At 73.2% G+C, this 23,454-nt stretch carries 19 protein-coding genes and 2 riboswitches; of the genes, 8 read left to right on the top strand and 11 right to left on the bottom strand.

What is annotated here, in order from left to right:
* Window positions 1-291: glycosyltransferase (locus tag ACWD4A_RS31540; RefSeq protein WP_451199285.1), on the bottom strand; the 291-nt coding region annotated here is incomplete at its 3' end.
* Window positions 292-414: 123 nt separating this feature from the next.
* Between ACWD4A_RS31540 and ACWD4A_RS31535 the strand changes: the two genes are divergently transcribed.
* Both ACWD4A_RS31535 and ACWD4A_RS31530 read left to right on the top strand, forming a co-directional pair.
* Complete coding sequence (locus ACWD4A_RS31535; RefSeq protein ID WP_451199283.1) at window positions 415-1,161, top strand: response regulator transcription factor; 747 nt, start codon at window positions 415-417, stop codon at window positions 1,159-1,161.
* Window positions 1,154-2,266: a sensor histidine kinase gene (locus ACWD4A_RS31530; protein WP_451199280.1), complete on the top strand. Its 1,113-nt coding sequence runs from the start codon at window positions 1,154-1,156 to the stop codon at window positions 2,264-2,266. Before ACWD4A_RS31535 ends, ACWD4A_RS31530 begins: the two co-directional genes overlap by 8 nt.
* Window positions 2,267-2,723: 457 nt before the next feature.
* On the opposite strand, the gene ACWD4A_RS31525 is transcribed toward ACWD4A_RS31530, so the two are convergent.
* The 3 genes from ACWD4A_RS31525 to ACWD4A_RS31515 all read right to left on the bottom strand — a co-directional run bounded on the left by ACWD4A_RS31525 (window position 2,724) and on the right by ACWD4A_RS31515 (window position 5,476).
* Window positions 2,724-3,113: a YidB family protein gene (locus ACWD4A_RS31525; protein WP_451199278.1), complete on the bottom strand. Its 390-nt coding sequence runs from the start codon at window positions 3,111-3,113 to the stop codon at window positions 2,724-2,726.
* Between the two features lie 83 nt (window positions 3,114-3,196).
* Window positions 3,197-4,270, bottom strand: a complete 1,074-nt coding sequence (locus tag ACWD4A_RS31520) for an NAD-dependent epimerase/dehydratase family protein (RefSeq protein ID WP_451199276.1) — start codon at window positions 4,268-4,270, stop codon at window positions 3,197-3,199.
* Between the two features lie 72 nt (window positions 4,271-4,342).
* Complete coding sequence (locus ACWD4A_RS31515) at window positions 4,343-5,476, bottom strand: HoxN/HupN/NixA family nickel/cobalt transporter (RefSeq protein ID WP_451199275.1); 1,134 nt, start codon at window positions 5,474-5,476, stop codon at window positions 4,343-4,345.
* A 32-nt stretch (window positions 5,477-5,508) separates the two neighbouring features.
* Window positions 5,509-5,730: riboswitch (cobalamin riboswitch) on the bottom strand.
* 167 nt (window positions 5,731-5,897) lie between these two features.
* Between ACWD4A_RS31515 and ACWD4A_RS31510 the strand changes: the two genes are divergently transcribed.
* Window positions 5,898-7,433 (top strand): APC family permease, encoded by a 1,536-nt coding sequence (locus tag ACWD4A_RS31510; protein ID WP_451199273.1) that lies wholly within the window; start codon window positions 5,898-5,900, stop codon window positions 7,431-7,433.
* Between the two features lie 62 nt (window positions 7,434-7,495).
* A complete protein-coding gene (locus ACWD4A_RS31505; protein WP_451199270.1) occupies window positions 7,496-8,101 on the top strand; it encodes a YIP1 family protein in 606 nt (201 codons plus the stop codon).
* Between the two features lie 165 nt (window positions 8,102-8,266).
* Here ACWD4A_RS31505 and ACWD4A_RS31500 read toward each other — a convergent pair whose 3' ends face one another.
* The 4 genes from ACWD4A_RS31500 to ACWD4A_RS31485 all read right to left on the bottom strand — a co-directional run bounded on the left by ACWD4A_RS31500 (window position 8,267) and on the right by ACWD4A_RS31485 (window position 11,992).
* A complete protein-coding gene (locus tag ACWD4A_RS31500; RefSeq protein ID WP_451199269.1) occupies window positions 8,267-9,481 on the bottom strand; it encodes a cytochrome P450 family protein in 1,215 nt (404 codons plus the stop codon).
* A 186-nt stretch (window positions 9,482-9,667) separates the two neighbouring features.
* Window positions 9,668-10,879 (bottom strand): MAB_1171c family putative transporter, encoded by a 1,212-nt coding sequence (locus ACWD4A_RS31495; RefSeq protein WP_451199267.1) that lies wholly within the window; start codon window positions 10,877-10,879, stop codon window positions 9,668-9,670.
* A complete protein-coding gene (locus ACWD4A_RS31490) occupies window positions 10,872-11,510 on the bottom strand; it encodes a hypothetical protein (protein WP_451199265.1) in 639 nt (212 codons plus the stop codon). The genes ACWD4A_RS31495 and ACWD4A_RS31490 overlap by 8 nt, the downstream gene beginning before the upstream one ends.
* Window positions 11,507-11,992: a helix-turn-helix domain-containing protein gene (locus ACWD4A_RS31485; protein ID WP_451199262.1), complete on the bottom strand. Its 486-nt coding sequence runs from the start codon at window positions 11,990-11,992 to the stop codon at window positions 11,507-11,509. The genes ACWD4A_RS31490 and ACWD4A_RS31485 overlap by 4 nt, the downstream gene beginning before the upstream one ends.
* A 396-nt stretch (window positions 11,993-12,388) precedes the next feature.
* Here ACWD4A_RS31485 and ACWD4A_RS31480 point away from each other — a divergent pair, with 396 nt between their 5' ends.
* Complete coding sequence (locus ACWD4A_RS31480; RefSeq protein WP_451199260.1) at window positions 12,389-13,318, top strand: trypsin-like serine peptidase; 930 nt, start codon at window positions 12,389-12,391, stop codon at window positions 13,316-13,318.
* Between the two features lie 67 nt (window positions 13,319-13,385).
* Here the strand turns inward: ACWD4A_RS31480 and ACWD4A_RS31475 are convergent, their stop codons facing one another.
* From ACWD4A_RS31475 to cobN, 3 genes are all read right to left on the bottom strand, one after another.
* Window positions 13,386-14,150 (bottom strand): hypothetical protein, encoded by a 765-nt coding sequence (locus ACWD4A_RS31475; protein ID WP_451199257.1) that lies wholly within the window; start codon window positions 14,148-14,150, stop codon window positions 13,386-13,388.
* Window positions 14,150-15,418: a VWA domain-containing protein gene (locus tag ACWD4A_RS31470; RefSeq protein ID WP_451199255.1), complete on the bottom strand. Its 1,269-nt coding sequence runs from the start codon at window positions 15,416-15,418 to the stop codon at window positions 14,150-14,152. Before ACWD4A_RS31470 ends, ACWD4A_RS31475 begins: the two co-directional genes overlap by 1 nt.
* Before the next feature lie 479 nt (window positions 15,419-15,897).
* Window positions 15,898-19,506 carry a cobaltochelatase subunit CobN gene (cobN, locus tag ACWD4A_RS31465; protein ID WP_451199254.1) on the bottom strand — a complete coding sequence of 1,203 codons (3,609 nt, stop codon included), beginning with the start codon at window positions 19,504-19,506 and terminating at the stop codon, window positions 15,898-15,900.
* A 112-nt stretch (window positions 19,507-19,618) separates the two neighbouring features.
* Window positions 19,619-19,692, bottom strand: a riboswitch (cobalamin riboswitch).
* 117 nt (window positions 19,693-19,809) lie between these two features.
* Here cobN and cobG point away from each other — a divergent pair.
* From cobG to ACWD4A_RS31450, 3 genes are all read left to right on the top strand, one after another.
* A complete protein-coding gene (cobG, locus tag ACWD4A_RS31460) occupies window positions 19,810-21,153 on the top strand; it encodes a precorrin-3B synthase (RefSeq protein ID WP_451199251.1) in 1,344 nt (447 codons plus the stop codon).
* 65 nt (window positions 21,154-21,218) lie between these two features.
* Window positions 21,219-21,845 (top strand): precorrin-8X methylmutase, encoded by a 627-nt coding sequence (locus tag ACWD4A_RS31455; protein ID WP_451199248.1) that lies wholly within the window; start codon window positions 21,219-21,221, stop codon window positions 21,843-21,845.
* A complete protein-coding gene (locus ACWD4A_RS31450; RefSeq protein WP_451199245.1) occupies window positions 21,842-23,359 on the top strand; it encodes a precorrin-2 C(20)-methyltransferase in 1,518 nt (505 codons plus the stop codon). Before ACWD4A_RS31455 ends, ACWD4A_RS31450 begins: the two co-directional genes overlap by 4 nt.
* Window positions 23,360-23,454 lie beyond the last annotated feature (95 nt).

Here is a 23,454-nt window from a genome sequence, read left to right as displayed (position 1 = left end):
GAAATCTCGCCATTCGGCAGACAAGCGCGAGGAGTTGGGGAGATGTGCTGGTTCGAGGGGCCACTCGCCGCTTTTGGCGGCGCCGAAGCCGCGGCGCGGCTCGTGGACGACGGTGGCGCCGAGCGAGCGGGCGAGGTCCGCCGAGCCGTCGGCGGAGCCGTTGTCGACGACGATGGCCCGCCAGCCCTCGGGGACGCGGGCCAGCACCCAGGGAAGCGCGGCGGCTTCGTCGAGGCACGGGAGGACGACGTCCCCGCGGCCGGGGCGCGGGGTGGTGGTCTGGTCTGTCACGCTGTTCACCCTACGGATGGAATTCCGACATTTCGGACCTCATCGTCTTACGAAACGCGGACATCGGCCCGCGCTGCGACCGGCCCGCCCGGCGGACCGCGCCGGGCGTGCGAGGCTTGCGGCATGCAGACCACACACCCCGCCCGCGTCCTCGTCGTGGACGACGACCCGACCGTCGCCGAGGTCGTGGCCGGCTATCTCGACCGGGCCGGTTTCGCCGTCGACCGCGCACAGGACGGCCCCGGCGCGCTCGAACGGGCCGCCGAGGTCCGCCCCGATCTCGTCGTCCTCGACCTGATGCTGCCCGGCATGAACGGCCTGGAGGTGTGCCGCAGGCTGCGCGACACCGGGCCCGTACCGGTGATCATGCTGACCGCGCGCGGCGACGAGGACGACCGCATCCTCGGCCTGGAGATAGGCGCGGACGACTACGTGACCAAGCCGTTCAGCCCCCGGGAGCTGGTGCTGCGCGTGGAGTCCGTGCTGCGCCGCGCCCGCGCGCAGAGCTCCGGCCCCCGCGAGGCTCCCCCGCTGCGGGCGGCGGGGATCGTCCTCGACCCGGTGGCCCGCCGCGCCACCAAGGACGGCACCGAACTCGCCCTCACCATCCGCGAGTTCGACCTGCTGGCGTTCCTGATGCGGCACCCCGGGCGGGCGTGCGGGCGCGAGGAGCTGATGCGCGAGGTGTGGGGCTGGGAGTTCGGCGACCTGTCGACGGTGACCGTGCACGTACGGCGGCTGCGCAGCAAGGTCGAGGACGACCCGGCGCGGCCGTGCCTCATCCAGACCGTGTGGGGCGTCGGCTACCGCTTCGAGGTCCGGCCGGAGCCGGAGCCGGAAAACTCCGGGAGCGGGGACGGCCGTGCGTGACATCCTGCTCATCGCCCTCTTCGCCTTCCTCGGCGCCGTGGCCGCCGGGCTGCTGGGCGCCGTCGCGCTGCGGCTGCTGCGCCACCGCTCCGTGGCGGTGTCGCTGACGGTGGTGGCGGCCGTGTCGGTGACGGCCATGCTGGCCGGGACGCTCGCGGTGGCGTGGGCGATGTTCCTGTCCTCGCACGACCTGACGGTCGTCACGACGGTGTGCGCGATGGCCGCCGTCGTCTCGCTCGCGACGGCGCTGCTGCTCGGCCGCTGGGTGGTGGCCCGCAGCAACGCCCTGACCCGCGCGGCCCGGTCGTTCGGCGACGACGGCAGCTTCGCCGCGCCCGACGGCGGCGCCACCGCCGAACTCGCCGAGCTCGGGCGCGAATTGGCCGCCACCAGCGAGCGGCTCGCGCAGTCCCGGGAACGGGAGAAGGCGCTGGAGACGTCGCGCCGCGAGCTGGTCGCCTGGATCTCGCACGACCTGCGGACACCGCTGGCCGGGCTGCGGGCCATGTCCGAGGCGCTGGAGGACGGGATGGCGGAGGACCCGCAGCGCTACTTCCGGCAGATCCGCACCGAGGTGGACCGGCTGAACTCCATGGTCGGCGACCTCTTCGAGCTCTCCCGCATCCACGCGGGGGTGCTGCCGCTGAGCCCGAGCCGCATGTCGGTGTACGACCTGGTGGGCGACGCCCTCGCCGGGGCGGGGCCGCTGGCCCGCGAGCACGGCGTACGGCTGGTCGGCGACCGCGTCGACGCGATCCCGGTGGAGGTCGACGGCAAGGAGATGACGCGTGTCCTCGGCAACCTCCTCGTCAACGCGATCCGCCGCACCCCGGCCGACGGCACGGTCGCGGTGGCGGCGCGCCGGGAGGCGGACACGGTCGTCGTGTCCGTGACGGACGGCTGCGGCGGCATCCCCGAGGACGATCTGCCCCGCGTCTTCGACACGGGCTGGCGCGGCAGCGCGGCCCGCACGCCCCCGGCGGGCGCGGGCCTGGGCCTGGCGATCGTCCGCGGCATCGTGGAGGCGCACGCGGGCCGCGCGACGGTCCGGAACGTCCCGGGCGGCTGCCGCTTCGACGTGGTCCTCCCGACGGCGGCACCCTAGCCGCAGCCGGAGCAGCCGGACCCGCTTTCCCGAGAACTGAGCGGAGCGGGAAGCGCGTCGGCCGGGGAGACGCCCTGTCATGCGGGTTCTGGTGATGACGGCGGGTTCAGTCGGGGACGTCCTGCCGTACGGCCTGGGCTTCCGCCCGCTGCCCACGGACCCTCGCGCCGCCGGCCGCTGACGCGGCATCGACTCATGTGACAGCACACCTGAGCGCTCCGCTGGAAGTGCGGTCGTTCGCCTGCGGGCCGTCAGTGGGCGACCGCGTCCGGGCAGGTACCGGGCGACCGGGTGCCACGGCGGCGTGGTCGGTGAACACCCGGTGCGGCAGCGGTTCGTAGCGTCCCGAAGGGGCGCGGGAAGCGTCGGTCTGCGGCTCCGCCGCGTGGGCGCGACCAGCCACGACGCACCCGCAGACGGCGTACCGGACTTCCAGCGGAGCGCTTAGGCGGAGCGCTCAGCCGGACTGCCGCTGGATCAGGTCCTCCAGTGAGCCCTGGGGGACCTGACCGTCGGGGGTGAGTTTGTCGACCGCTTTCGGGAGTGCCTCCGCAAGTTCGTCGGCGGCCTGTTCCGGGGTGATGCCCGCCTTCTGGGCGACGTGTTCGAGCGCCTGGTACGGCAGGGCCTGCGCGACCTCCGGACCACTGAGCGGCTCGTTGGCACCGGTGCCGACCCAGGAGTCGGTCTTCGCGCCGAGGCCGCCCTCCTGGAGCTGGTGCAGCAGGCCGTCGAGGGACTCCCCTCCCCCGCTGCCGAGGGCGCCGAGGAGGGAACCCAGCAGATTGCCGCCCTTGGCGCCGCCGAGCAGCCCGCCGAGCAGGCTTCCGAGGTCGTTGTCCGCCATGTCTGCCGCCTTTCCTGGAAGCGCACCGATATGCCCATCCATCTATCCAGGGCGGGCGGGTCCGGCCCGGGATGGCGGGATGTTCACCCGTACGCAGCCACGGCCGGGCTCCGCTGCGGCGCCCGCGCGAACTCCGCCATCCCCTCCGCGAACCCCACCCCGGCGCGCCAGCCCAGCTCTTCGCGCAGCCGCCGCGAGGTGGCGGTGATGTGCCGGACGTCGCCGAGGCGGTATTCGCCGGTCACCACGGGTGCGGGTCCGCCGTGGGCGAGGGCCAGGGCGGTGGCCATCTCGCCGACGGTGTGAGGGGTGTCGCTGCCGCAGTTGTACGCGCGGAGGGCGCCGCCCCCGGGCCGGTCGGCGAGGGACTCCAGGGCGAGGGCGTTCGCGGCGGCCACGTCCCGTACGTGGACGAAGTCCCGGCGCTGGCCGCCGTCCTCGAAGACCCGGGGGGCCTCGCCGCGGGCGAGCGCGGAGCGGAAGAAGGACGCGACGCCCGCGTACGGGGTGTCGCGGGGCATCCCCGGCCCGTAGACGTTGTGGTAGCGCAGCGAGACGGCCGTGCCGTCCGTGGCGCGGGCCCAGGCGGCGGCGAGGTGTTCCTGGGCGAGCTTGGTGGCCGCGTAGACGTTGCGCGGGTCGGTGGGCGCGGCCTCGTCGACGAGGCCGGGCGCCAGTTCGCGGACGCAGACCGGGCAGCGTGGTTCGAAGCGCCCGGCGTCGAGGTCCGCGGCGGTCCGGGGGCCGGGGCGCACCGGGCCGTGCGCGGGGCACGCGTAGTGGCCCTCGCCGTAGACGACCATGGACCCGGCGAGCACGAGGCGGCGGACGCCCGCGGCGGCCATCTCCGCGAGGAGGACGGCCGTGCCGAGGTCGTTGCAGCCGACGTAGGCGGGGGCGTCGGCGAAGTCCTTGCCGAGGCCGACCATCGCGGCCTGGTGGCAGACCGCGTCGACGCCCCGCAGGGCCCGTGCCACGGCCGCGCGGTCGCGGACGTCGGCCTCGGTCCACTCGACGCCGGGGGGCCGGGGCGGTGCTTCGGGGTGGGCCGCGGGCAGCAGCGCGTCGAGGACGACGGGCTGGTGCCCACGGGCGGTGAGTGCGGTGACGACGTGCGAGCCGATGAAGCCCGCGCCTCCGGTGACGAGTACGCGCATGGCTCCGACGTTAGGGGCGCGGGCGGTGCCGCGCCCCCCGACGGGCCGTCCCGTCACCGGTCCGTAAGGACCTCAGCCCTCGGTCGTGGCGGACGGCGCGCGTGCCGCCCAGCGCTGTTCGACCCTGCCGAAGCGCCAGTAGGCGAGGGCCGCGCCCCAGACCACGACGAACAGGCCGACGATGACGAACCCGACGTTGTCGAGGTCGAGGCCGGAGATCCAGCCGGTGACCGCGTCGTTCATGCCGAGCTTCTCGTGCAGCACGGTGACGAGTTCGATGGTGCCGATGAGGAAGGCGACGGCGATCGACAGCCCGGTGATGGTGAGGTTGTAGTAGACCTTGCGGACGGGGTTGGAGAACGCCCACTGGTAGGCGAAGTTCATGAACGTGCCGTCGAGGGTGTCGAACAGGCTCATGCCGGCGGCGAACAGCAGCGGCAGGCAGAGGATCGCGTACCAGGGCAGCCCGGCGGCCGCGCCGCTGCCCGCCATCACCATCAGGGTGACCTCGGTGGCGGTGTCGAAGCCGATCCCGAAGAGGAAGCCCAGCGGGTACATCTGGCCGGGGCGGGTGATGGAGCGGGTGAGCCGGCCGAGGATGCGGTTCATGAAGCCCCGCGAGTCCAGCTGCGCCTCCAGCTCCGCCTCGTCGTAGCGGCCCTCGCGCATCGCGCGGAAGATGCGCATGATGCCCGCGAGGGCGACGAGGTTGAGGGCGGCGATGAGGTAGAGGAAGCCGCCGGAGACGGTGGTGCCCACGACCCCGAGGGTCTGGTGGGTGGTGGAGCCCTCGTCCATGATCTTCCCGGCGATCCGGGTGCCGCCGGCGACCAGCAGCGTCATGACGACCACCACGCTGGAGTGCCCGAGCGCGAACCAGAAGCCGACCGAGACCGGGCGTTTGCCGTCGGCCATCAGCTTGCGGGTGGTGTTGTCGATGGCGGCGATGTGGTCGGCGTCGAAGGCGTGCCGCATGCCGAGGGTGTAGGCGGTCACGCCGAGCCCCACGCCGTAGGCCTTGGAGCCGACGGTGTAGTGGTCGGGGACGACGAGCAGGTAGAGCACGCCGAACGCGACGACGTGCAGGGCGGCGATGACGGCCAGCAGGCCGGCCGTGCGGACGGTGTCCTGGCGGCGCCAGCGGAAGGAGGACGGTGTGCCGACGGACGTGTCGGCGGGCCCGGGTATGTCGGTGGGCAGAGTCATTTGCGGGTCACGCTCCAGCACCTCGTGGAATGTTCTCGTGAGATGCCGTGGCCGGTCTCCTGGCTTACGGGTTCGCTCGCGCCCGTCCCCGCCTTCCCGGCAGCCGGCTGCGGCCAGTGGCTCCGCGCTCCCGTGGGGGGTGGCGCGCGAAATGGGACGGTAACTCCCCGATCACAGTGGCGAGGGCCGCTCCGGCCTGGGACCACAGGGGTCCTTCACCGGTCTTCCCGAACACCACGGCCGGGCCACTTTAGCGCTCCGACCGGCACCTGTGGCGAGGAAGTGGCGGTTTACACAGCTGCGCGAAAGGTCCGGCAGGGGCGCGTGGACAACCCGGCACCGGTGCTGGACGCACCCCGCGGACCGGTGCTACCAGTGCAGTTGACGGGGTACCCCGTCCGGCACGAGAGAGGGCACCGCCATGGCAGACACCGGGCAAGAGCCGGAGCATCGGGTCGGATTCGTACGCCGGATCGGGCTGTTCCAGGCCACCGCGATCAACATGAGCCAGATGTGCGGCATCGGACCGTTCGTCACCATCCCCTTGATGGTGACGGCGTTCGGCGGGCCACAGGCGGTCATCGGATTCGTCGCGGGCGCGCTGCTCGCCCTCGCGGACGGGCTGATCTGGGCGGAGCTGGGGGCCTCGCTGCCGGGGGCGGGCGGCAGCTATGTGTATCTGCGGCAGGCGTTCCAGTACCGCAGCGGCAAGCTGATGCCGTTCCTCTTCGTGTGGACGGCGATGCTGTTCATCCCGCTCGGCATGTCGACCGGGATCGTCGGCTTCGTGCAGTACCTCGGCTATCTGTGGCCGGAGATGGGGCGGACGACGGGGGACCTCGTCGGTCTCGCGGTCATCCTGCTGATCGTGGTGGCCCTGTGGCGGCGGGTCGAGAACATCGCGAGACTCACCGTGGTGCTGTGGGCCGTGATGATCGCCTCGGTCGTCCTCGTCATCCTCGCCGCCTTCACCCACTTCAGCCCCGACCGGGCCTTCACCTACCCGTCCCACGCCTTCGAGCTGACCACCAATCATTTCTGGGTGGGCTTCGCGGCGGGCCTGACGATCGGCATCTACGACTATCTCGGCTACAACACCGCCGCCTACATGGGCGCCGAGATCAAGAGCCCCGGCCGCACCATGCCGCGCGCCATCATCTACTCCATCCTCGGCATCATGGTGATCTATCTGCTGCTCCAGATCGGCACCCTCGGGGTCGTCCCCTGGCGCCAGATGCTCGACGAGAACGCGACGGCCCACTCGTCCGTCGCCTCCGCGGTGCTGGAGGCGGCCTGGGGCAAGGGGGCGGCGCGGACCGTCACGGTGCTGATCCTCGTCACCGCCGTCGCCTCCGTCCTCACCGGCCTCCTCGGCGGCTCCCGCGTGCCCTACGACGCCGCCCGCGACAAGGTCTTCTTCCGCTCCTTCGGCAGCCTGCACCCGCGCCACCACTTCCCTGTGCTCGGCCTGGCGTCGATGGGCGCCATCACCGCCGTCGGCTTCCTGATCGGCCGTCATACGGACCTGACGACCCTGATCCAGCTGCTGACCACCGTCATGGTGATCGTGCAGGCACTGGCGCAGGTGGTCGCCGTGACGGTGCTGCGCCGCCGGCAGCCAGGGCTGCGGCGCCCGTACCGGATGTGGCTCTACCCGCTGCCGAGCCTGGTCGCGCTCGTGGGCTGGCTGGTGATCTACGGCTACGCGGACCGCAACTCGCCCGGCAGGCACCCCATCGAATGGTCGCTCGCCTGGGTCGGCGCGGGCTGTGTGGCCTTCGTGCTCTGGGCGCGCCACGAGCAGGTGTGGCCGTTCGGGCCGCGGGAGGTCTCCGAGGAGTACCTGACCGCGCCGGACCCCGACACCGGAACCGGACCCGAGGGCCCGGACGCGGACCCCGGACCCGGCACCGGGCCGGGCGCCGGCACCGACCCCAGGGAGCCCGCCCCTGCCTGACGGCACGTCACGCCGCGGGCCGGCCACCGTCGGCCGGTCCGCCGGTGAGGGAAAATGCCTGCATGCCTGTGACCCCCTCACCCACCGCACCCGTCTCCTCCTCCTCGCGGCTCCCGGCCGCGAGGCCGCGCAGACTGCTCTGGCCCCGCCTCATATTCGGGCTGTGGTTCCGGCCGGTCGAGGTGCTCGACGAGGCCCGGGACCGCAGCGTCTGGGGTACGGCCACCTTCCTCTGCCTGCTCTGCGGGGTCCTCGGGACGGTGGGCAAGGACTCGTTCTGGGGGCAGTGGCGGATCAGCCCCACGCTCGCGCTGGAGGCGATGGCCATAGCCGACGGCGTCCTGCTCCTGGCCAGCCTGCTGCTCGGGGTCGCCACGCACGCCATCGCCCGACGGCTCGGCGGCAACGGGCGGTTCGGGCCGACCGTGACCCTGTTCGTGGTGATCTTCTGGGCGACCGATCTGCCGCGGCTGGTGCTGGACACCTGGCTGCCGGGCGACTCCTACGCCGTACGCGCCGCCGCCTGGATCACCGCGGGCTTCGGCTATGCCTTCGCCGCCCTGCTGATCCGCGGTCAGCATCACCTGCCGACGCACAAGGCCGTGGCCGCGGTGAGCATTCAGATGCTGGCGGCGCTCGCCCTGCTCAAGTTCCCCATGGAGAACTGAGGTCCGGAAGTCCGGACCGTCGCGCCCGGCCGTCCGCGCATCGCGCCCGCACCGGAAGCCGAAGGCCCGCCCGGTGCGACGGGGGATGCACACCGGGCGGGCTCACGCACATTTCTACCTCATCAAGGATGGGTGATGCACCAAAAACCTGTTCGGCTTTTTCCGTCACCAGCTCACGGGGAGTGAAATCAAGCCACGCGCCCGCATGGTGGGCCGCCGGCGCAGCTCCTCGCGCGGCACGTCGAGCCTGAGCCCCGGGAGCCGCTCCAACAGCACTGCCAGCGCGGTTTCCGTCTCCATCCTGGCCAGCGGCGCGCCCAGGCAGTAGTGGATGCCGTGCCCCAGCCCGAGATGCCCGGAACGATCACGGGTCGGATCCAGCCGTTCCGGATCGGGGAAGTGACGAGGATCACGATTGGCGGAGGCGATGGAGAGCAGGACGGTCTCCCCCGCGGGCACGGTGACCCCACCGATCTCGATGTCTTCCAGCGGAAACCGCCGGATCGCCAGGGGCGCCGGGCCGTCCCACCGGTTGAACTCCTCGACCGCCGCACCGAGTCCGGCCGGATTCACGCGCAAGGATTCCGTCAACGCCGGATGGTCCAGCAGGGCGAGGACCGCGTTGCCGATCAGGTGGACGGAGTTCTCGTAACCGGCGAAGAGGATGAGGAAGGCCAGCGAGGTCAGTTCCTCCTCGGACAGCCGGTCGTCCGGACCCTCGCCGTCCCGGGCCGCGATCAGGTCGGAGAGCAGGTCGTCGGCGGGCTCCGCGCGCTTGCTCGCGATGAGCCCGGTGAAGAACCGCATCATGCGCCCGACGGCCTGCCTCGCCAGCTCCGGGCGCTCCCGGTCCGGGGCGACCAGCGCGTCGGTCCAGGCCCGGAAGTCGTGCCGGTCCTCCCGCGGTACGCCCAGCAGGTCGCAGATGACGGTGATGGGCAGCGGTCCGGCGTAGGCGGCGATCAGATCGGCGCGCCCGTCGGCCTCGACGGCGTCCAGGAGTTCGTCGGCGACCTTGCGCACGGGTGCCCGGAGCTTGTCGATCCGGCCGGGGGTGAACGCCTTCACCACCAGGCGGCGCACCCGGGTGTGGTCGGGCGGGTCCATGTTGAGCAGATTGGCGTCCAGCGCCGGAGGCAGGGCGAGTCCGCGGTAGTTGCCCGGCGCGGCGTTGATCTTGTCCAGGGAGAGCCGGGGGTCGGCCAGGCACTGGCGCACGTCGTCGTAGCGGGTCACCAGCCAGGCGGGCAGGCCGTCGGTCCCGGTGATCCGGTGGACGGGGCCCGCCTCGCGCAACTTCGCGTAGGTGCCGTACGGATCGGTGGTCAGCGCGGTGACGTCGAAGGGCGCGGGGGCGCCGGACGCTGCGGTGTTCTGCATGGCACCCGACTCTAGAGGGGTGGTCCGCGGCACCGGTGGCCGCGGTCTCAGGGGGGTTCGGGGGGCTCAGGAGGAGGAGTCGCACGGGCGGCGCCGGGTCCGTAGCGTTACGGACCCGGCGCCGGCCTGTGGCGCAGGCGGCCTTGACCCCCGTCCAGGGCCGCCTCGTCTGTGGGCCGCGCGCCGTCAGGGACGGCGTGCCGCGCAGATCTCCCGTATGTCGGTGAGCACGGATTCGACCAGCGGATGGCGGTAGACGTCCGCGACGCGGGCCAAGTGCTCGTGCTCCTCGGCCGGATCGGCGCTGACGTTCATCACCACGCTGTCCGCGTGCGGCGCGGGCACATGGCCGGTGGCCCGGTTGGCGAGGCCCCGGCGCAGGGCCGCCGCCTCGACCACCGCGGCGAGCGAGCGCTCGTCCAGGGAGGCCGCCCGCGCCTTCTCCACGGCGATGTCCATCGTCGCGATCTCGACGTGCCGCCGGATCGCCCGCTGGACGTCGCGGATCTCCGCCATCTGCCGGTTGGCGCGCCACTCCAGGTCGGCGAAGGGCCAGCGGCCGGCCCAGCGGCGCTCGGCGAGGGTGACCTCCGGGGCGTGGGCGGTGACATCCTGCCACAGCGGCTGGAGCCGGCGCAGTCGCCGCCAGGCGGCCACCCGCGGCCCGGCGGCGGGCAGCGAGAATCCGGTGAGGACCAGCAGCGCGGCGACCGAAGCGGTGAGCGGCGCCACGCCGTTGGACAGCCAGTACAGCTCGTGGCCGGCCCAGCTGAGCACGAAGCCGACGAGCTTGCACAGGCAGTAGAGCAGGCCCAGCCAGCAGCCCGCGGCCAGGGTCCGCAGGCCCTTGGCGAGCCAGGAGCGGCCCAGTTGGGCGGCGTAGCGCGGGCACAGCGCGCCGAGCCCGGCGAGGCTGACGCCGAAGATGGCCAGATACAGCACCAGGAAGGCGACCACTCCGGGCGCGTCGGCGTAGGCGGTGCTGAAGTCGCGGGGGTGCTCCACGGCGTCGGGGCGTCCGACGGCGAAGCAGACGATCGCCGCGGCCCAGGCCACGGCCACGGCGCCGACCGCGAACCGGGACCGGGCGGCCGCGCGGGCACGCGCGCTCTCGTCACCCCGGCTGGTCCAGCGGAGCAGCAGGACGGTGGCGCCGGTCGCGAACAGCACGACCGCCGAGTAGAGGAAGACCATGGCCAGGTTGGCCACGCCGGTCAGCCGGTCGAAGGCGCGGTAGACGCTGGGCGCGGAGAAGAGGAAGACCACGGGGACGCCGGCGGTCATCAGTGCGGTCAGGCCCAGGTCGACGTTGTCCCGGTCGCGGAGCCAGGCGCGGGTCTTGTAGCCGACGATGGCCCAGGCGATGGCGCTGAAGGTCAGGTAGAGGACGTCAAACACCGGTGACGCCCCCTTCTCTCAACTGTTGGCGTACGTGCTGGAGTGCCGGTCCGAGCGAGGCGGCGAGTTCGGCGGCGGCCCCCTCCAACGGGGCGTCCTGGCCCGGCGGCGGGGGGACGACCTTCTCCATGAGGAGGGTGCCGAGGATCTCGGTCTCGCGCTCGGTGAGGTTGTCGTAGCAGTGGTGGCGGGCGAGGCCCACGGTGAGGCCCATGCGGCGCATGGCGGTGGCCACGTCGACGGACGGCGTCCACACCTTGAGGGCGTCCTCGGTGACGGCCGGGTCCTGGTCGTGTCCCAGGAGGAGGTGGCCGATCTCGTGCAGGACGATGTGGACCTGGTGCCAGGGCGAGGTCTTCTGTTCGTAGATGACCCAGTACGCGTCGTCGGTGGTGGCCGTCATGCCCGAGACGATGCCGTCCAGGCTCATCGGAACCAGCCGGATCATCCTGCCCACGCGGCGCGCGACGACATCGCACAGGCCCTGCAGATCGGTCGACGCGGGCAGCGCGAGCTCGTGGATCAGCTGCTTGCACCGGCGTCTCGTCCGGCCCACTCGCATGCCTGCACCGTCCTCGTCCTCGGTACGCCGCCAGTAGGTGAAGAGCTGATCGTCCGCCGTGACGGTCACGGGCGCTCCTCACCGCCCGCGTCGGGCGGGTCGGCAGGCAGATTCATCTGCTGCCGGAACTGGGCAATGATCGTGTTGAGGCTGTCCTGGACCTCGGGCGGCAGACCCACCGAGCGCAGGGCGATCGCCCGGACGCGCTGATCCCTCATGGCGACGAGGAAGCGGACCTCCTCCTCCACCCGCTCCGCCTGGGAGGCGGAGAGGTCACCCATCAGGTAACCGACGGGCACGGCAAAGAATTTCGCGAGCGCGCGGAGCACGTCGGGGCTGGGGTTGGCGCGCCGGCCGTTGCGCAGCATCGACAGATACTGCTCGGTCAGCCTCACCCCGCCGTACTCCTCGGTGCCGTGGCTGATCTCCTCCGCCACGTGTCCGTTGGTGTAAGGCGCCCCCGGTGGGTGCATGTTCGCGAACAGGTAATTGAGCCGCCCCGCGAGCGGGCTGCCCATGTCACCTGCCGTCCTGTCGCCCCCGACTGCCATCTGCTCCGTCCTCACGAGCCGTCCCCTTGTCGCCTCACGGCCAGTTAAGCCCGAGGCGGCTACGGGGAGCATCCTGTCATGGGAGAGCGCGTCGCACTAGTCCGCCCAGCGTTTCCACTGGGCGAACAACTTAACCACGAGTTGATATCGGCCCTTCACCCCGATTCCGCGGGCCGTTCCCCCTCTGACGTGTGCGGGCGCCCGGCTGTGACATCGACGCCCGAAATCGCCGTGGCCGATTCCGGTCGCCTTCCCGTCGTCCCGGTGAATCCCGGCGCGCCGGGCTCTCGTTCCTCTCCGCTGTCCGTAGGACGATGACACGCTCGTCCCGCAGGCTCCGCAGGCACCAATGCCCTCATGCGGGACAACCACGGGCCGAAAGAGAGGAATCCGTTCATGAGCAGATTTCTGAGATATCTCGCCCTTCGGGGTCTCGTCGCCCTGCTGCTCGGGCTCGCGGCCGCCGTCGTGCCCGGTTCCCTCGCGGCCGTCGCCGCGGGTCCGCCCGGCGCGGCCGCGGACGACGCCTACTGGACGCCGGAGCGGATGGCCGCCGCGCTGCCGGTGCCGACGGGCAAACAGGAGGTGCCGCCGCCCACCGTGGCGGAGGCGGTGCCGCCCAGCCATCCCTTCGACGGACTCCCGCAGGTGGGCACGTTCTTCTGGACGGACGGCAGGAACACCGGCCGTTTCTGCGGCGGTACGGTGATCCGCAGTCCGGAGCACAACCTCGTGGTGAGCGCTGCGCACTGCCTGCGCTCGCCGGACCCCAAGCGGCATCTGTCGTTCGTGCCGCAGTACCACGACCGCCTCAAGCCGCACGGCGTCTTCCCCGTCGAGAGCATCTACATCGACCAGCGCTACTACGACCTGGGCACGGACGGCGGGGCCCGCTGGGACTACACGGTGGTCCGGCTCGGTCCCCGTGAGGACGGTACCGAGGTGCAGAGCGCCGTGGACGGCTTCGACTTCGCGATCCGCACCGGCTACACGCACCGCGACGTCCGGCTGATCGGCTACCCGGGCAGCAGCGACGCCAAGTACCCCAAGCCGCTCGACTGCGCCTCGTCGACACACCGTTACCGCAGCACCGACCCCAAGGCCCCGGGCGACTTCCTGGAGATCGCCTGCGCGGGCTACGTCGGCGGCACGTCGGGCGGGCCGTTCCTGGTACGCGACCTGACGGGCTATCTGCTGATCGGGGTGATCGGCGGCTACCACACGGGCGGGGACACGCCCGACATCTCGTACAGCTCGTACTTCACCGAGGACCTGCTGGACCTGTACATGGACGCGGTCGACGGCAGCCCGCCCGCGCACCGGTGAGAACGGCGACGGCGCCCGCGGCCGGAAGGCCACGGGCGCCGTCGGCGCGTCGGAGGGAGCGGACCGGCTACTGCCCCACGGGCGGACGGTGGGTCCGGTGGGGGTGGCGGGTCAGGGTGTAGCCGCCGATGGCCGCGAGGGCGCCGAGGACGGCGCCGCCCACGGTCCACGCCCAGCGGTCGGACCACCAGCTGCCGTTCCAGCCGCTGCCGGGCTCCTTGAGGGCGGCAGCGTGCAGCGGGGCGACCTCGCCGCCCTCCGCGCGGGAGCCGCCCGCGTCCTTCGCGTCCGCCCGGACCTCCGCCTTCACCGGCAGCCCGTGGTCCTGGTCGGGGCCGTCGGCGAGGGTGAGGCGGATGTAGTACGCGCCGGGGAGCGGGTCGTCGGACCAGCGCTCGGACCAGGGACGCACGGTGCGCAGGGTGCAGGTCAGGGTCACCGAGGCGTCCTGCGCGCCCGCGCGCTGCGTGGGTTCGCCCGAGGCGCACGCCTGGCGGCGGCGCAGCCCGTCGAAGACGTCGAGCTGCCAGGTGGCCGCGCCGTGCCGGAGGGACGCCTCCGGCAGCTGCACGGTGGCCTTCACGGCCGGCCGCTGTCCGGCGCCCGCGGGGAACTGCCAGTAGAGGTAGTCGCCCGTCGAGGCGTTGGCGGTGGCCTGCTGCCCCTGCTCGACGGGGGTGGCGGTGCGGAAGGCGGTGCCCGCCTCGGTCGGGGCGTCACCGGAGTCCGCGGACGGACTCGGGCTCGGGCCGTCCGCGGCGGCCGCGCCGACGGAGCCGAACAGGGCGGCGCCGGCGAGCAGCGCCGCGGCCATCACACGGGTTCCACGCATCAGTTCGCCCTCCACACGGTGACGCGCCAGCGGGACACCCAGCCCCACACCAGCCCGGCGAGCAGTCCGGTCACGGCCAGCACGGCCAGCAGTACCCAGCCCCGGCCGAGGCCGAAGGCGGCCAGGTCGGAGGGGTTGTCGGGGGCCTTGGCCAGGTCGACGGCGAGCTCGACGGGCAGGCCCGGGTCGCGCTTGACGTTCGGCGGGGCGGAGAAGGAGTGGGAGACCTCCAGGCAGACGGTCCGGGCCTCCTTGTCCTTCTTGTCCTCGGCCACGGGGTAGCGCAGGCCGGAGGAGATCACGTCCGTACGGCCGCTGCCCGCGCCCGAACCGCGCACGAGTTCCTGGCCGTTCTCGCCGACGGCTCTGACGAGTACGCCGTAGTCGCGGTCGACCGCGCGGTCGGCGGCCACGCTCACCGAGGTGCGCAGTTCCTGACCCGGCTTCACCTTGACCTGGTACCAGCGGTGCTCGGAGAAGGTCGCGCGGTCGGTCCAGACGCCGGCGCCGAGCTCGGGGGCCTTGGCGCACTCGTTCGCGCCCGTGACGGGCTTCGGGGTCTCGACGGGGGTGTCGGCCCGGCGGACGATCTGCTTGATCTTGCCCGTCATCTGGTCGGTGTGCTGGACCGAGGTGAAGGTGCCGCCGGTCGCCTCGGCGATGCAGGTGAGCTGCTCGCGGGTCTTGTCGTCGTGGGCCAGACCGAGCGTGTCGATCGTCAAGTGCGTGCCCTTGGCGGCGAGTTCGCGCGCCACGTCGCAGGGGTCGGGCTGGCCGCAGGAGTCCTCGCCGTCGGTGATGAGGACGATCCGGCGGGTGCCGCCGTCGGTGCCCAGGTCCTGGTCGGCGCCGCGGAGGGCGTACCCGATGGGCGTCCAGCCGGTGGGCCGGAGGGTGGCGACGGCCGCCTTGGCCTCCGTGCGGTCCACCGGGCCGACGGGGTAGAGCTGCTTGCTGTCCTTGCAGCCGATCTCCTTGTCGTCGCCGGGGTAGGTGGCGCCGAGCGTGCGGATGCCGAGCCGGACTCCGCCGGGGACCGCGTCGATCACTTCGTTGAACGCCTGCTGGGCGGCCGCCATGCGCGACTGGCCGTCCACGTCCCTGGCCCGCATCGAGCCGCTGACATCCAGTACGAGTTCGACCTTCGGAGAGTCCTTCTTGGGGGAGTCCTTCGAAGGTCCGTCGGCGGCGCTCGCCGGGGCGATTCCTACGGCCAGAGCGGCGAGCAGAGCGCATGCGCCCGCCGCCAGCCGTCTTCTGATGATCATCCGAAGATCCTAGTGAGGCCGGGACGGCAGCCCCAAAACGGGAGGAGGGCGCCCCGGGCCCGCGTCCGCCCGTGGTTGACGCACGGTCATCAGGGGTGTGCGGTGGGGTATCCGGAACGGCCCGACGGCCGACGGTGGCCTTGGCCGGCGGCCGGCGCTCCTCGTCCGACAGTTGGTCGAGGAGGACCCTGTCCCGCCCCTTCCCGACTGTGTCGATGTGCGGCTCCGCCGCGGACCCCGCAACACGGCTTCGCCGCGTTGTCCTCAAACTCCCCCAGCTACCTCCCCCGGACTCCGTCCGGGGGGACCCCCAGGAAGTGCCCCCAGGACAGGCTGAATTTCGCGGCCCGTAGTCCGCACACTACGGGCCCGCAGTTCAAAGAAGCACGGTCCGCGCATCCAGCCCGTCCGGCGTTTGAGGACGCGGCCGCAGGCCGCCCCTGCCGCAGGCGGCCCGCAGCCGGGCGGGGGCCCAGGAGCTACTCCTCGCCCTCCAGCTGACCCTCCGTCTCCAGGAAAGCGCGCTTCAACGCCTCCAGCGTGGAAGCGTCCGGCTTCGCCCACATCCCCCGGCTCTCCGCCTCCAGGAGGCGTTCGGCGATGCCGTGCAGGGCCCAGGGGTTGGCCTCCTGGAGGAAGGCCCGGTTCTCGGGGTCGAGGACGTACGTCTGGGTGAGCTTGTCGTACATCCAGTCGGGGACGACCCCGGTGGTGGCGTCGTAGCCGAACAGGTAGTCCACGGTGGCGGCGAGTTCGAAGGCGCCCTTGTAGCCGTGGCGGCGCATCGCCTCGATCCAGCGGGGGTTGACGACGCGGGCGCGGAAGACGCGGGAGGTCTCCTCGACCAGGGTGCGGGTGCGGACCGTCTCCGGGCGGGTGGAGTCGCCGATGTACGCGGCGGGCGCGGTGCCCTTGAGCGCCTTCACCGTCGCGACCATGCCGCCGTGGTACTGGAAGTAGTCGTCGGAGTCGGCGATGTCGTGCTCGCGGGTGTCGGTGTTCTTGGCCGCGACCGCGATGCGCTTGTAGGCGGTCTCCATCTCCTCGCGGGCCGGGCGGCCTTCGAGGCCGCGGCCGTAGGCGTAGCCGCCCCAGACGGTGTAGACCTCGGCGAGGTCGGCGTCGGTGCGCCAGTCGCGGCTGTCGATGAGCTGGAGCAGTCCGGCGCCGTAGGTGCCGGGGCGGGAGCCGAAGATGCGGGTGGTGGCGCGGCGTTCGTCGCCGTGGCGGGCGAGGTCGGCCTGCGCGTGGGCACGGACGAAGTTGTCCTCCGGGCTCTCGTCCAGTCCCGCGACGAGCCGTACCGCGTCGTCCAGGAGCCCGATGACGTGCGGGAAGGCGTCACGGAAGAAGCCGCTGATGCGCAGGGTGACGTCGACGCGGGGGCGGCCGAGCTCGTCGAGCGGGACGGGCTCCAGCCCGTTGACCCGGCGCGAGGCGTCGTCCCACACCGGCCGGACGCCCAGCAGGGCGAGGGCCTCGGCGACGTCGTCGCCCGCGGTGCGCATGGCGCTCGTGCCCCACAGGGAGAGGCCGACCGACTCGGGCCAGCGGCCCTCGTCCGTGCGGTAGCGCTCCAGGAGGGAGTCGGCGAGGGCCTGGCCGGTCTCCCAGGCGAGGCGGCTGGGCACGGCCTTGGGGTCGACGGAGTAGAAGTTGCGGCCCGTCGGGAGGACGTTGACCAGGCCGCGCAGTGGGGAGCCGGAGGGCCCGGCGGGGACGAAGCCGCCGGCGAGCGCGTGCACCGCGTGGTCGAGCTCGTCGGTGGTGGCGGCGAGGCGCGGCACGACCTCCCGGGCGGCGAAGTCGAGGATGTCCGCGACCCCTTGGGGCTGTCCCCCGGCGACGCGGGCGACCGCGGCCGGGTCCCAGTCCGCGTCCTCCATCGCCTGGACGAAGGCGCGGGCCTTCTCCTCCGCCTCGTCCGCCGTCGTGCGCGTCGCGGCGGACTCGTCCAGGCCCAGGGCCTCCCGCAGGCCCGGCAGGGCCGCCGTGCCGCCCCAGATCTGGCGGGCGCGCAGGATCGACAGGACGAGGTTCACACGATCGGCGCCGGCCGGGGCGGAGCCCAGGACGTGCAGGCCGTCGCGGATCTGGGCGTCCTTGACCTCGCACAGCCAGCCGTCGACGTGCAGCAGGAAGTCGTCGAAGCCGTCGTCGTCGGGGCGGTCCTCCAGGCCGAGGTCGTGGTCGAGCTTGGCGGCCTGGATCAGGGTCCAGATCTGGGCGCGGATGGCGGGCAGCTTGGCCGGGTCCATCGAGGAGATGGACGCGTACTCGTCGAGGAGCTGCTCCAGGCGCGCGATGTCGCCGTAGGACTCGGCGCGGGCCATCGGCGGCACGAGGTGGTCGACGAGGGTGGCGTGGGCGCGGCGCTTGGCCTGGGTGCCCTCGCCGGGGTCGTTGACGAGGAAGGGGTAGACGAGGGGGAGGTCGCCGAGCGCGGCGTCGGGGCCGCAGGCGGCGGACAGGCCCGCGTTCTTGCCGGGCAGCCACTCCAGGTTGCCGTGTTTGCCGAGGTGCACCATCGCGTCGGCGCCGAAGCCGCCGTCCTCACGCGCGGCCGCTATCCAGCGGTAGGCGGCCAGGTAGTGGTGCGAGGGCGGCAGGTCGGGGTCGTGGTAGATGGCGATGGGGTTCTCGCCGAAGCCGCGCGGCGGCTGGATGAGGATCAGCAGATTGCCGCGGCGCAGGGCCGCGAGGACGATGTCGCCCTCCGGGTTGCGGCTGCGGTCGAGGAACATCTCGCCGGGCGGCGGGCCCCAGTGCTCCTCGACGGACTCGCGCAACTCCCGTGGCAGCAGGGCGTACCAGCGCTTGTAGTCGGCGGCGGGGATGCGGACGGGGTTGCGGGCGAGCTGCTCCTCGGTGAGCCACTCCTGGTCGTGGCCGCCCGCCTCGATGAGGGCGTAGATCAGCTCGTCGCCGTCACCGGATGCGAGGCCGGGAACGGGCTCGTCCCCGAAGTCGTAGCCCTCCTCGCGCAGCCGGCGCAGCAGGGCGACGGCGCTGGCGGGGGTGTCGAGGCCGACGGCGTTGCCGATGCGGGAGTGCTTGGTGGGGTAGGCGGAGAGGACGAGGGCGAGGCGCTTCCCGGCGGCCGGGATGTGGCGCAGCCTGGCGTGGCGTACGGCGATGCCCGCGACGCGCGCGGCGCGTTCGGGGTCGGCGACGTACATGGGCAGGCCGTCCTCGTCGACCTCCTTGAAGGAGAAGGGGACGGTGATGAGCCGGCCGTCGAACTCGGGGACGGCGACCTGGGTGGCGGCGTCAAGCGGCGAGAGGCCCTCGTCGCTCTCCTCCCACGCGCTGCGCGGTCCGGTCAGGCACAGGGCCTGGAGGATCGGCACGTCGAGGGCGGCGAGGGCGCCGGCGTCCCAGGACTCGTCGTCGCCGCCGGCGGAGGCCGTGGCGGGCTTGGTGCCGCCGGCGGCGAGGACGGTGGTGACGACGGCGTCGGCGGTGCGCAGCTCCTCGACGAGCTCGGGCTCGGGGGCGCGCAGGGAGGCCACGTAGAGCGGCACCGGGACGCCGCCCGCGTCCTCGACGGCGCCGCAGAGGGTGTCCACGAAGCCGGTGTTGCCGCTCATGTGGTGGGCGCGGTAGTAGAGCACCGCGATGCGGGGGCCGTTCGCCCCGGCGCGGGGGGTGCGCTCCAGCGGGCCCCAGGTGGGGGCCGGGGCGGGGGCCTCGAAGCCGTGGCCGGTGAGCAGCACGGTGTCGGAGAGGAAGCGGGCGAGCTGCCCGAGGTTGGCCGGGCCGCCGTGGGCGAGGTAGGCGTGGGCCTCGGCGGCGATGCCGATGGGCACGGTGGAGTGCTCCATCAGCTGGGCGTCGGGCGCCTGTTCACCGGTGAGGACGACGACGGGGCGGTCCCCGGCGAGCAGCAGGTCGAGCCCGTCCTGCCAGGCGCGGACCCCGCCGAGGAGGCGGACGACGACGAGGTCGGCGCCGTCCAGGAGGGCGGGGAGGTCGTCGAGGGCGAGCCGGGCGGGGTTGGCGAGCCGGTACGGGACCGGGCTCCCGTGAACAGCAGCCGCGCGGGCGCTGAGCAGGTCGGTGTCGGAGGTCGACAGGAGAAGGATCACGCGGCGCTCCCCAGGGCGTGGAGGGTCGCCCGGGGCGCGCGGAGCCTGGATGTGCGCATGCTGCGGCTGGCCTTCCTCGGGGTCCGCGCCCCGGGCGGTTGGAGGACGGCGGGAGTTCCTGACTCGCCCGGCGGTGCTGCCGGGCTCACAGTGGCGGGACCGTGCCGGAGTCTCACCGGCTTCCTCCCCTGGCGCCGTCGCTGGCGTTCGGTGCGGGACGGCCAGGTGGGCCGCCCCTTCCGTGAAGCATAGTAAGCGCCGGCGGGAACCGCGGGGGCCGGTGCGGGGAGCACGGTCGTCGGTATGCTCGCCGCCATGTCCGTCACCCCCACATCCGCCTCGGACCGGGATAACTCCGGCGCCGCCGCCGGGCTCCCGGCGCCGCCCCTCCGTACGGGCGGCGACGCGTGTCCCGGCGCGCTGCGACTGCACGCGGCGGACGACGGCGCGCTGGCCCGGGTCCGGCTGCCCGCCGGACTTCTGACGCACCGTCAAGCAGACGTGCTGGCAGGCCTGTCCGAGGAGTCGGGCGACGGGCACCTCGACCTCACCTCGCGCGGGAACATACAGCTGCGCGGCCTCGACCGGGGCTGCGGCGGCGCGTTCGGCGCCGCACTGCGCGCGGCCGGAATGCTTCCTTCCGACGCCCATGAGCGGGTGCGCAACATCGTGGCCTCGCCGCTGTGCGGACTGGACGGAACGGGCCACGGCGACACCCGGGCCTGGGCGCGGGAGCTTGACCGGCTGCTGTGCACGAACCCGGACGTCACCGACCTTTCCGGGCGATTTCTCTTCGGTCTGGACGACGGGCGGGGCGATGTCACGGCCCTCGGTCCCGATGTGACCTTGCTCGCAGCCGAGGGCGAACAGGCGGTGCTCGGCTACGGAACCTCCGCTTCCGGCCTGGGGATCGCCGCCGCGGACGCGCCGCGGGCCGCCGTGCTCGCCGCCGAGTGGTTCCTGGCCGAGGTGCGCGCCCGCGGCGGAGCGGCGTGGCGCGTCAAGGACCTGCCGGAGGAACACCGGCCGCGCGTCGGCCCGTTGGCCGACCGGCTCGCCGCCGCGGGGATCGGCTCCCGGCCCGCCGTGCTCGCCCCGCCGCCGGGCACGCCGGTGGAACCCGGCCTGGTCACCGGCCCGCACGGGCGCGCCGCGCTCTCGGTGGCGGCGCCTCTCGGACGGCTGACCGCCGCTCAGTGGCGGCTGATCGCCCGCACCGCGGCCGAGGCCGGCGACGGGGAACTGCGGATGACGCCCTGGCGCGGCATCGTCGTCCCCGGGCTGGGCGCCGCGGCGGCCCCGGCGCGGCTGGCGGCCCTCGCGGACGCCGGTCTCATCACCTCCGCCGACTCCCCCTGGCACCGGGCGGGCGCCTGCGCGGGCCGCCCCGGCTGCGCGAAGTCCCTCGCGGACGTACGGGCGGACGCGGCGGCCTGTCTCTCGGGGCAGCCCTCCGGCGGACTGCCGGTGTACTGGTCCGGGTGCGAACGAAGGTGCGGCCGTCCCGGTGGCGCCTGGGTGGATGTCCTGGCGACCCGCGCGGGGTATGACGTCACCGTGCGGGGCGGGACCGGGGGCGGCACGGCACGGGCGGTGACGGCGGCGGAGTCCGCCGCGGCGGTGGCGGCGGCGCGCGCGACGACATGAGCAGCACATCACCCTCCACATACCCACCCACACACCCACTCGGCGAAACCAGCAAGCGAGGCAGCGTGTTCGAGTACGAGAAGGACGGGGCGTCCATCTACCGCCAGTCCTTTGCCACCATCCGGGCCGAGGCCGACCTCGGCGGGCTGCCGCCCGACGTCGGCCAGGTCGCGGTGCGCATGATCCACGCCTGCGGGATGGTCGACCTGGTACGGGACCTCGCCTACAGCCCCCAGGTGGTGGCCCGCGCGCGGGCGGCACTGCGCGCGGGCGCGCCGATCCTGTGCGACGCCAACATGGTCGCGAGCGGCGTCACCCGCAAGCGGCTGCCCGCGGACAACGAGGTGCTCTGCACCCTCGCCGACCCGGCCGTGCCGGAGCTCGCGCGGAGCATGGGCACCACGCGCAGCGCGGCCGCGCTGGAGCTGTGGCGGGAGAAGCTCGACGGGGCGGTGGTGGCCGTGGGCAACGCGCCGACGGCCCTGTTCCGCCTGTTGGAGATGGTGCGGGACGGCGCTCCGCGCCCGGCCGCGGTCATCGGCATCCCGGTGGGCTTCATCGGCGCCGCCGAGTCCAAGGAGGCGCTGGCCGACAGCCCGTTGGGCCTGGAGTACCTGGTGGTGCGGGGGCGGCGCGGCGGCAGCGCCATGGCCGCGGCCGCGATCAACGCGATAGCGAGCGAGGAAGAGTGAGCGAGCAGCAGACTCCGGCGACCGGCCGGCTGTACGGGGTGGGGCTCGGCCCCGGCGACCCGTCCCTGATGACCGTACGGGCCGTCGAGGTCATCACATCGGCCGACGTCGTCGCGTACCACAGCGCCCGCCACGGCCGCAGCATCGCGCGTTCGATCGCCGAACGCCACCTGCGCGCCGACCACATCGAGGAGGCGCTGGTCTACCCGGTCACCACGGAGACCACCGACCACCCCGGGGGCTACCGGGGCGCGATGGAGGAGTTCTACGAGGAGGCCGCGGCGCGGCTCGCCGCGCACCTGGACGCCGGGCGCACGGTCGCGGTGCTCGCCGAGGGCGACCCGCTCTTCTACAGCTCGTACATGCACATGCACAAGCGGCTCGCCGACCGCTATCCCACCGAGGTGATCCCCGGCGTCACCTCGGTCAGCGCGGCCGCGGCCGCGCTCGGCACCCCGCTGGTGGAGGGCGAGGAGGTGCTGACGATCCTGCCGGGCACGCTGCCCGAGGAGGAGCTGACGGCCCGTCTGGCATCGACGGACTCCGCCGTGGTGATGAAGCTGGGACGGACGTTCCCGACGGTGCGGGGCGCGCTGGAGCGTTCCGGGCGGCTGGCGGACGCGCGGTACGTGGAGCGCGCCACGATGGCCGGGCAGCGCACGGAACGGCTGGCGGACGTGGCTCCGGACTCGGTGCCGTACTTCTCGGTGGCGGTGCTGCCGAGCCGCGTTGACGTAGCTCCGGAGACGGAGACGGCCGGGCGGGGCGAGGTCGTGGTGGTCGGCCTCGGTCCGGCCGGTCCGCTGTGGCTGACGCCGGAGGCGCGGGGCGAACTGGCGGCCGCGGACGACCTGGTCGGCTACAGCACGTACATCGACCGGGTACCGGCCCGGCCCGGCCAGCGCCGGCACCCCTCCGACAACAAGGTCGAGTCCGAGCGCGCCGAGTTCGCGCTGGACCTCGCCCGGCAGGGGCGGCGGGTCGCCGTCGTGTCCTCCGGCGACCCGGGGGTCTTCGCGATGGCGACGGCCGTGCTGGAGGTCGCCTCGGAGGACCCGTACCGCGAGGTCCCGGTGCGGGTGCTGCCCGGGATGACGGCCGCCCACGCCGCGGCGTCCCGGGCGGGCGCGCCGCTCGGTCACGACTACGCGGTGATCTCGCTGTCGGACCGGCTGAAGCCGTGGGAGGTCATCGCGGAGCGGCTGCGCGCCGCGGCGGCGGCCGACCTGGTACTGGCCCTCTACAACCCCGGCTCCCGCAGCCGCGTCTGGCAGGTCGGCAAGGCACGCGAGCTGCTGCTGGAACACCGGACGCCGGACACACCGGTGGTACTGGGCCGTGACGTGGGCGGACCGGAGGAGAGTGTGCGCATCGTCCGCCTCGGCGAACTCGACCCGGCGGACGTGGACATGCGGACGATCCTCCTCGTCGGCTCGACCCAGACCCGCGCGGTACGCCGCGGCCCGGACGACACGGAGATCGTCTGGACCCCGAGAAGGTACCCGGAACGCTGATCCACCCAGTTCCGCTGGGTGCGGGCGCGGGCCTCCAGGCCGGCGCGGGTGTCGGCGTACTCCTCGTAGGCCTCGCGGGCGTGCCTGCGGGCGGT

The sequence above is a fragment of the Streptomyces sp. NPDC002537 genome (genome assembly GCF_053594975.1).
This window is presented reverse-complemented; position numbering and strand designations above follow the sequence as displayed.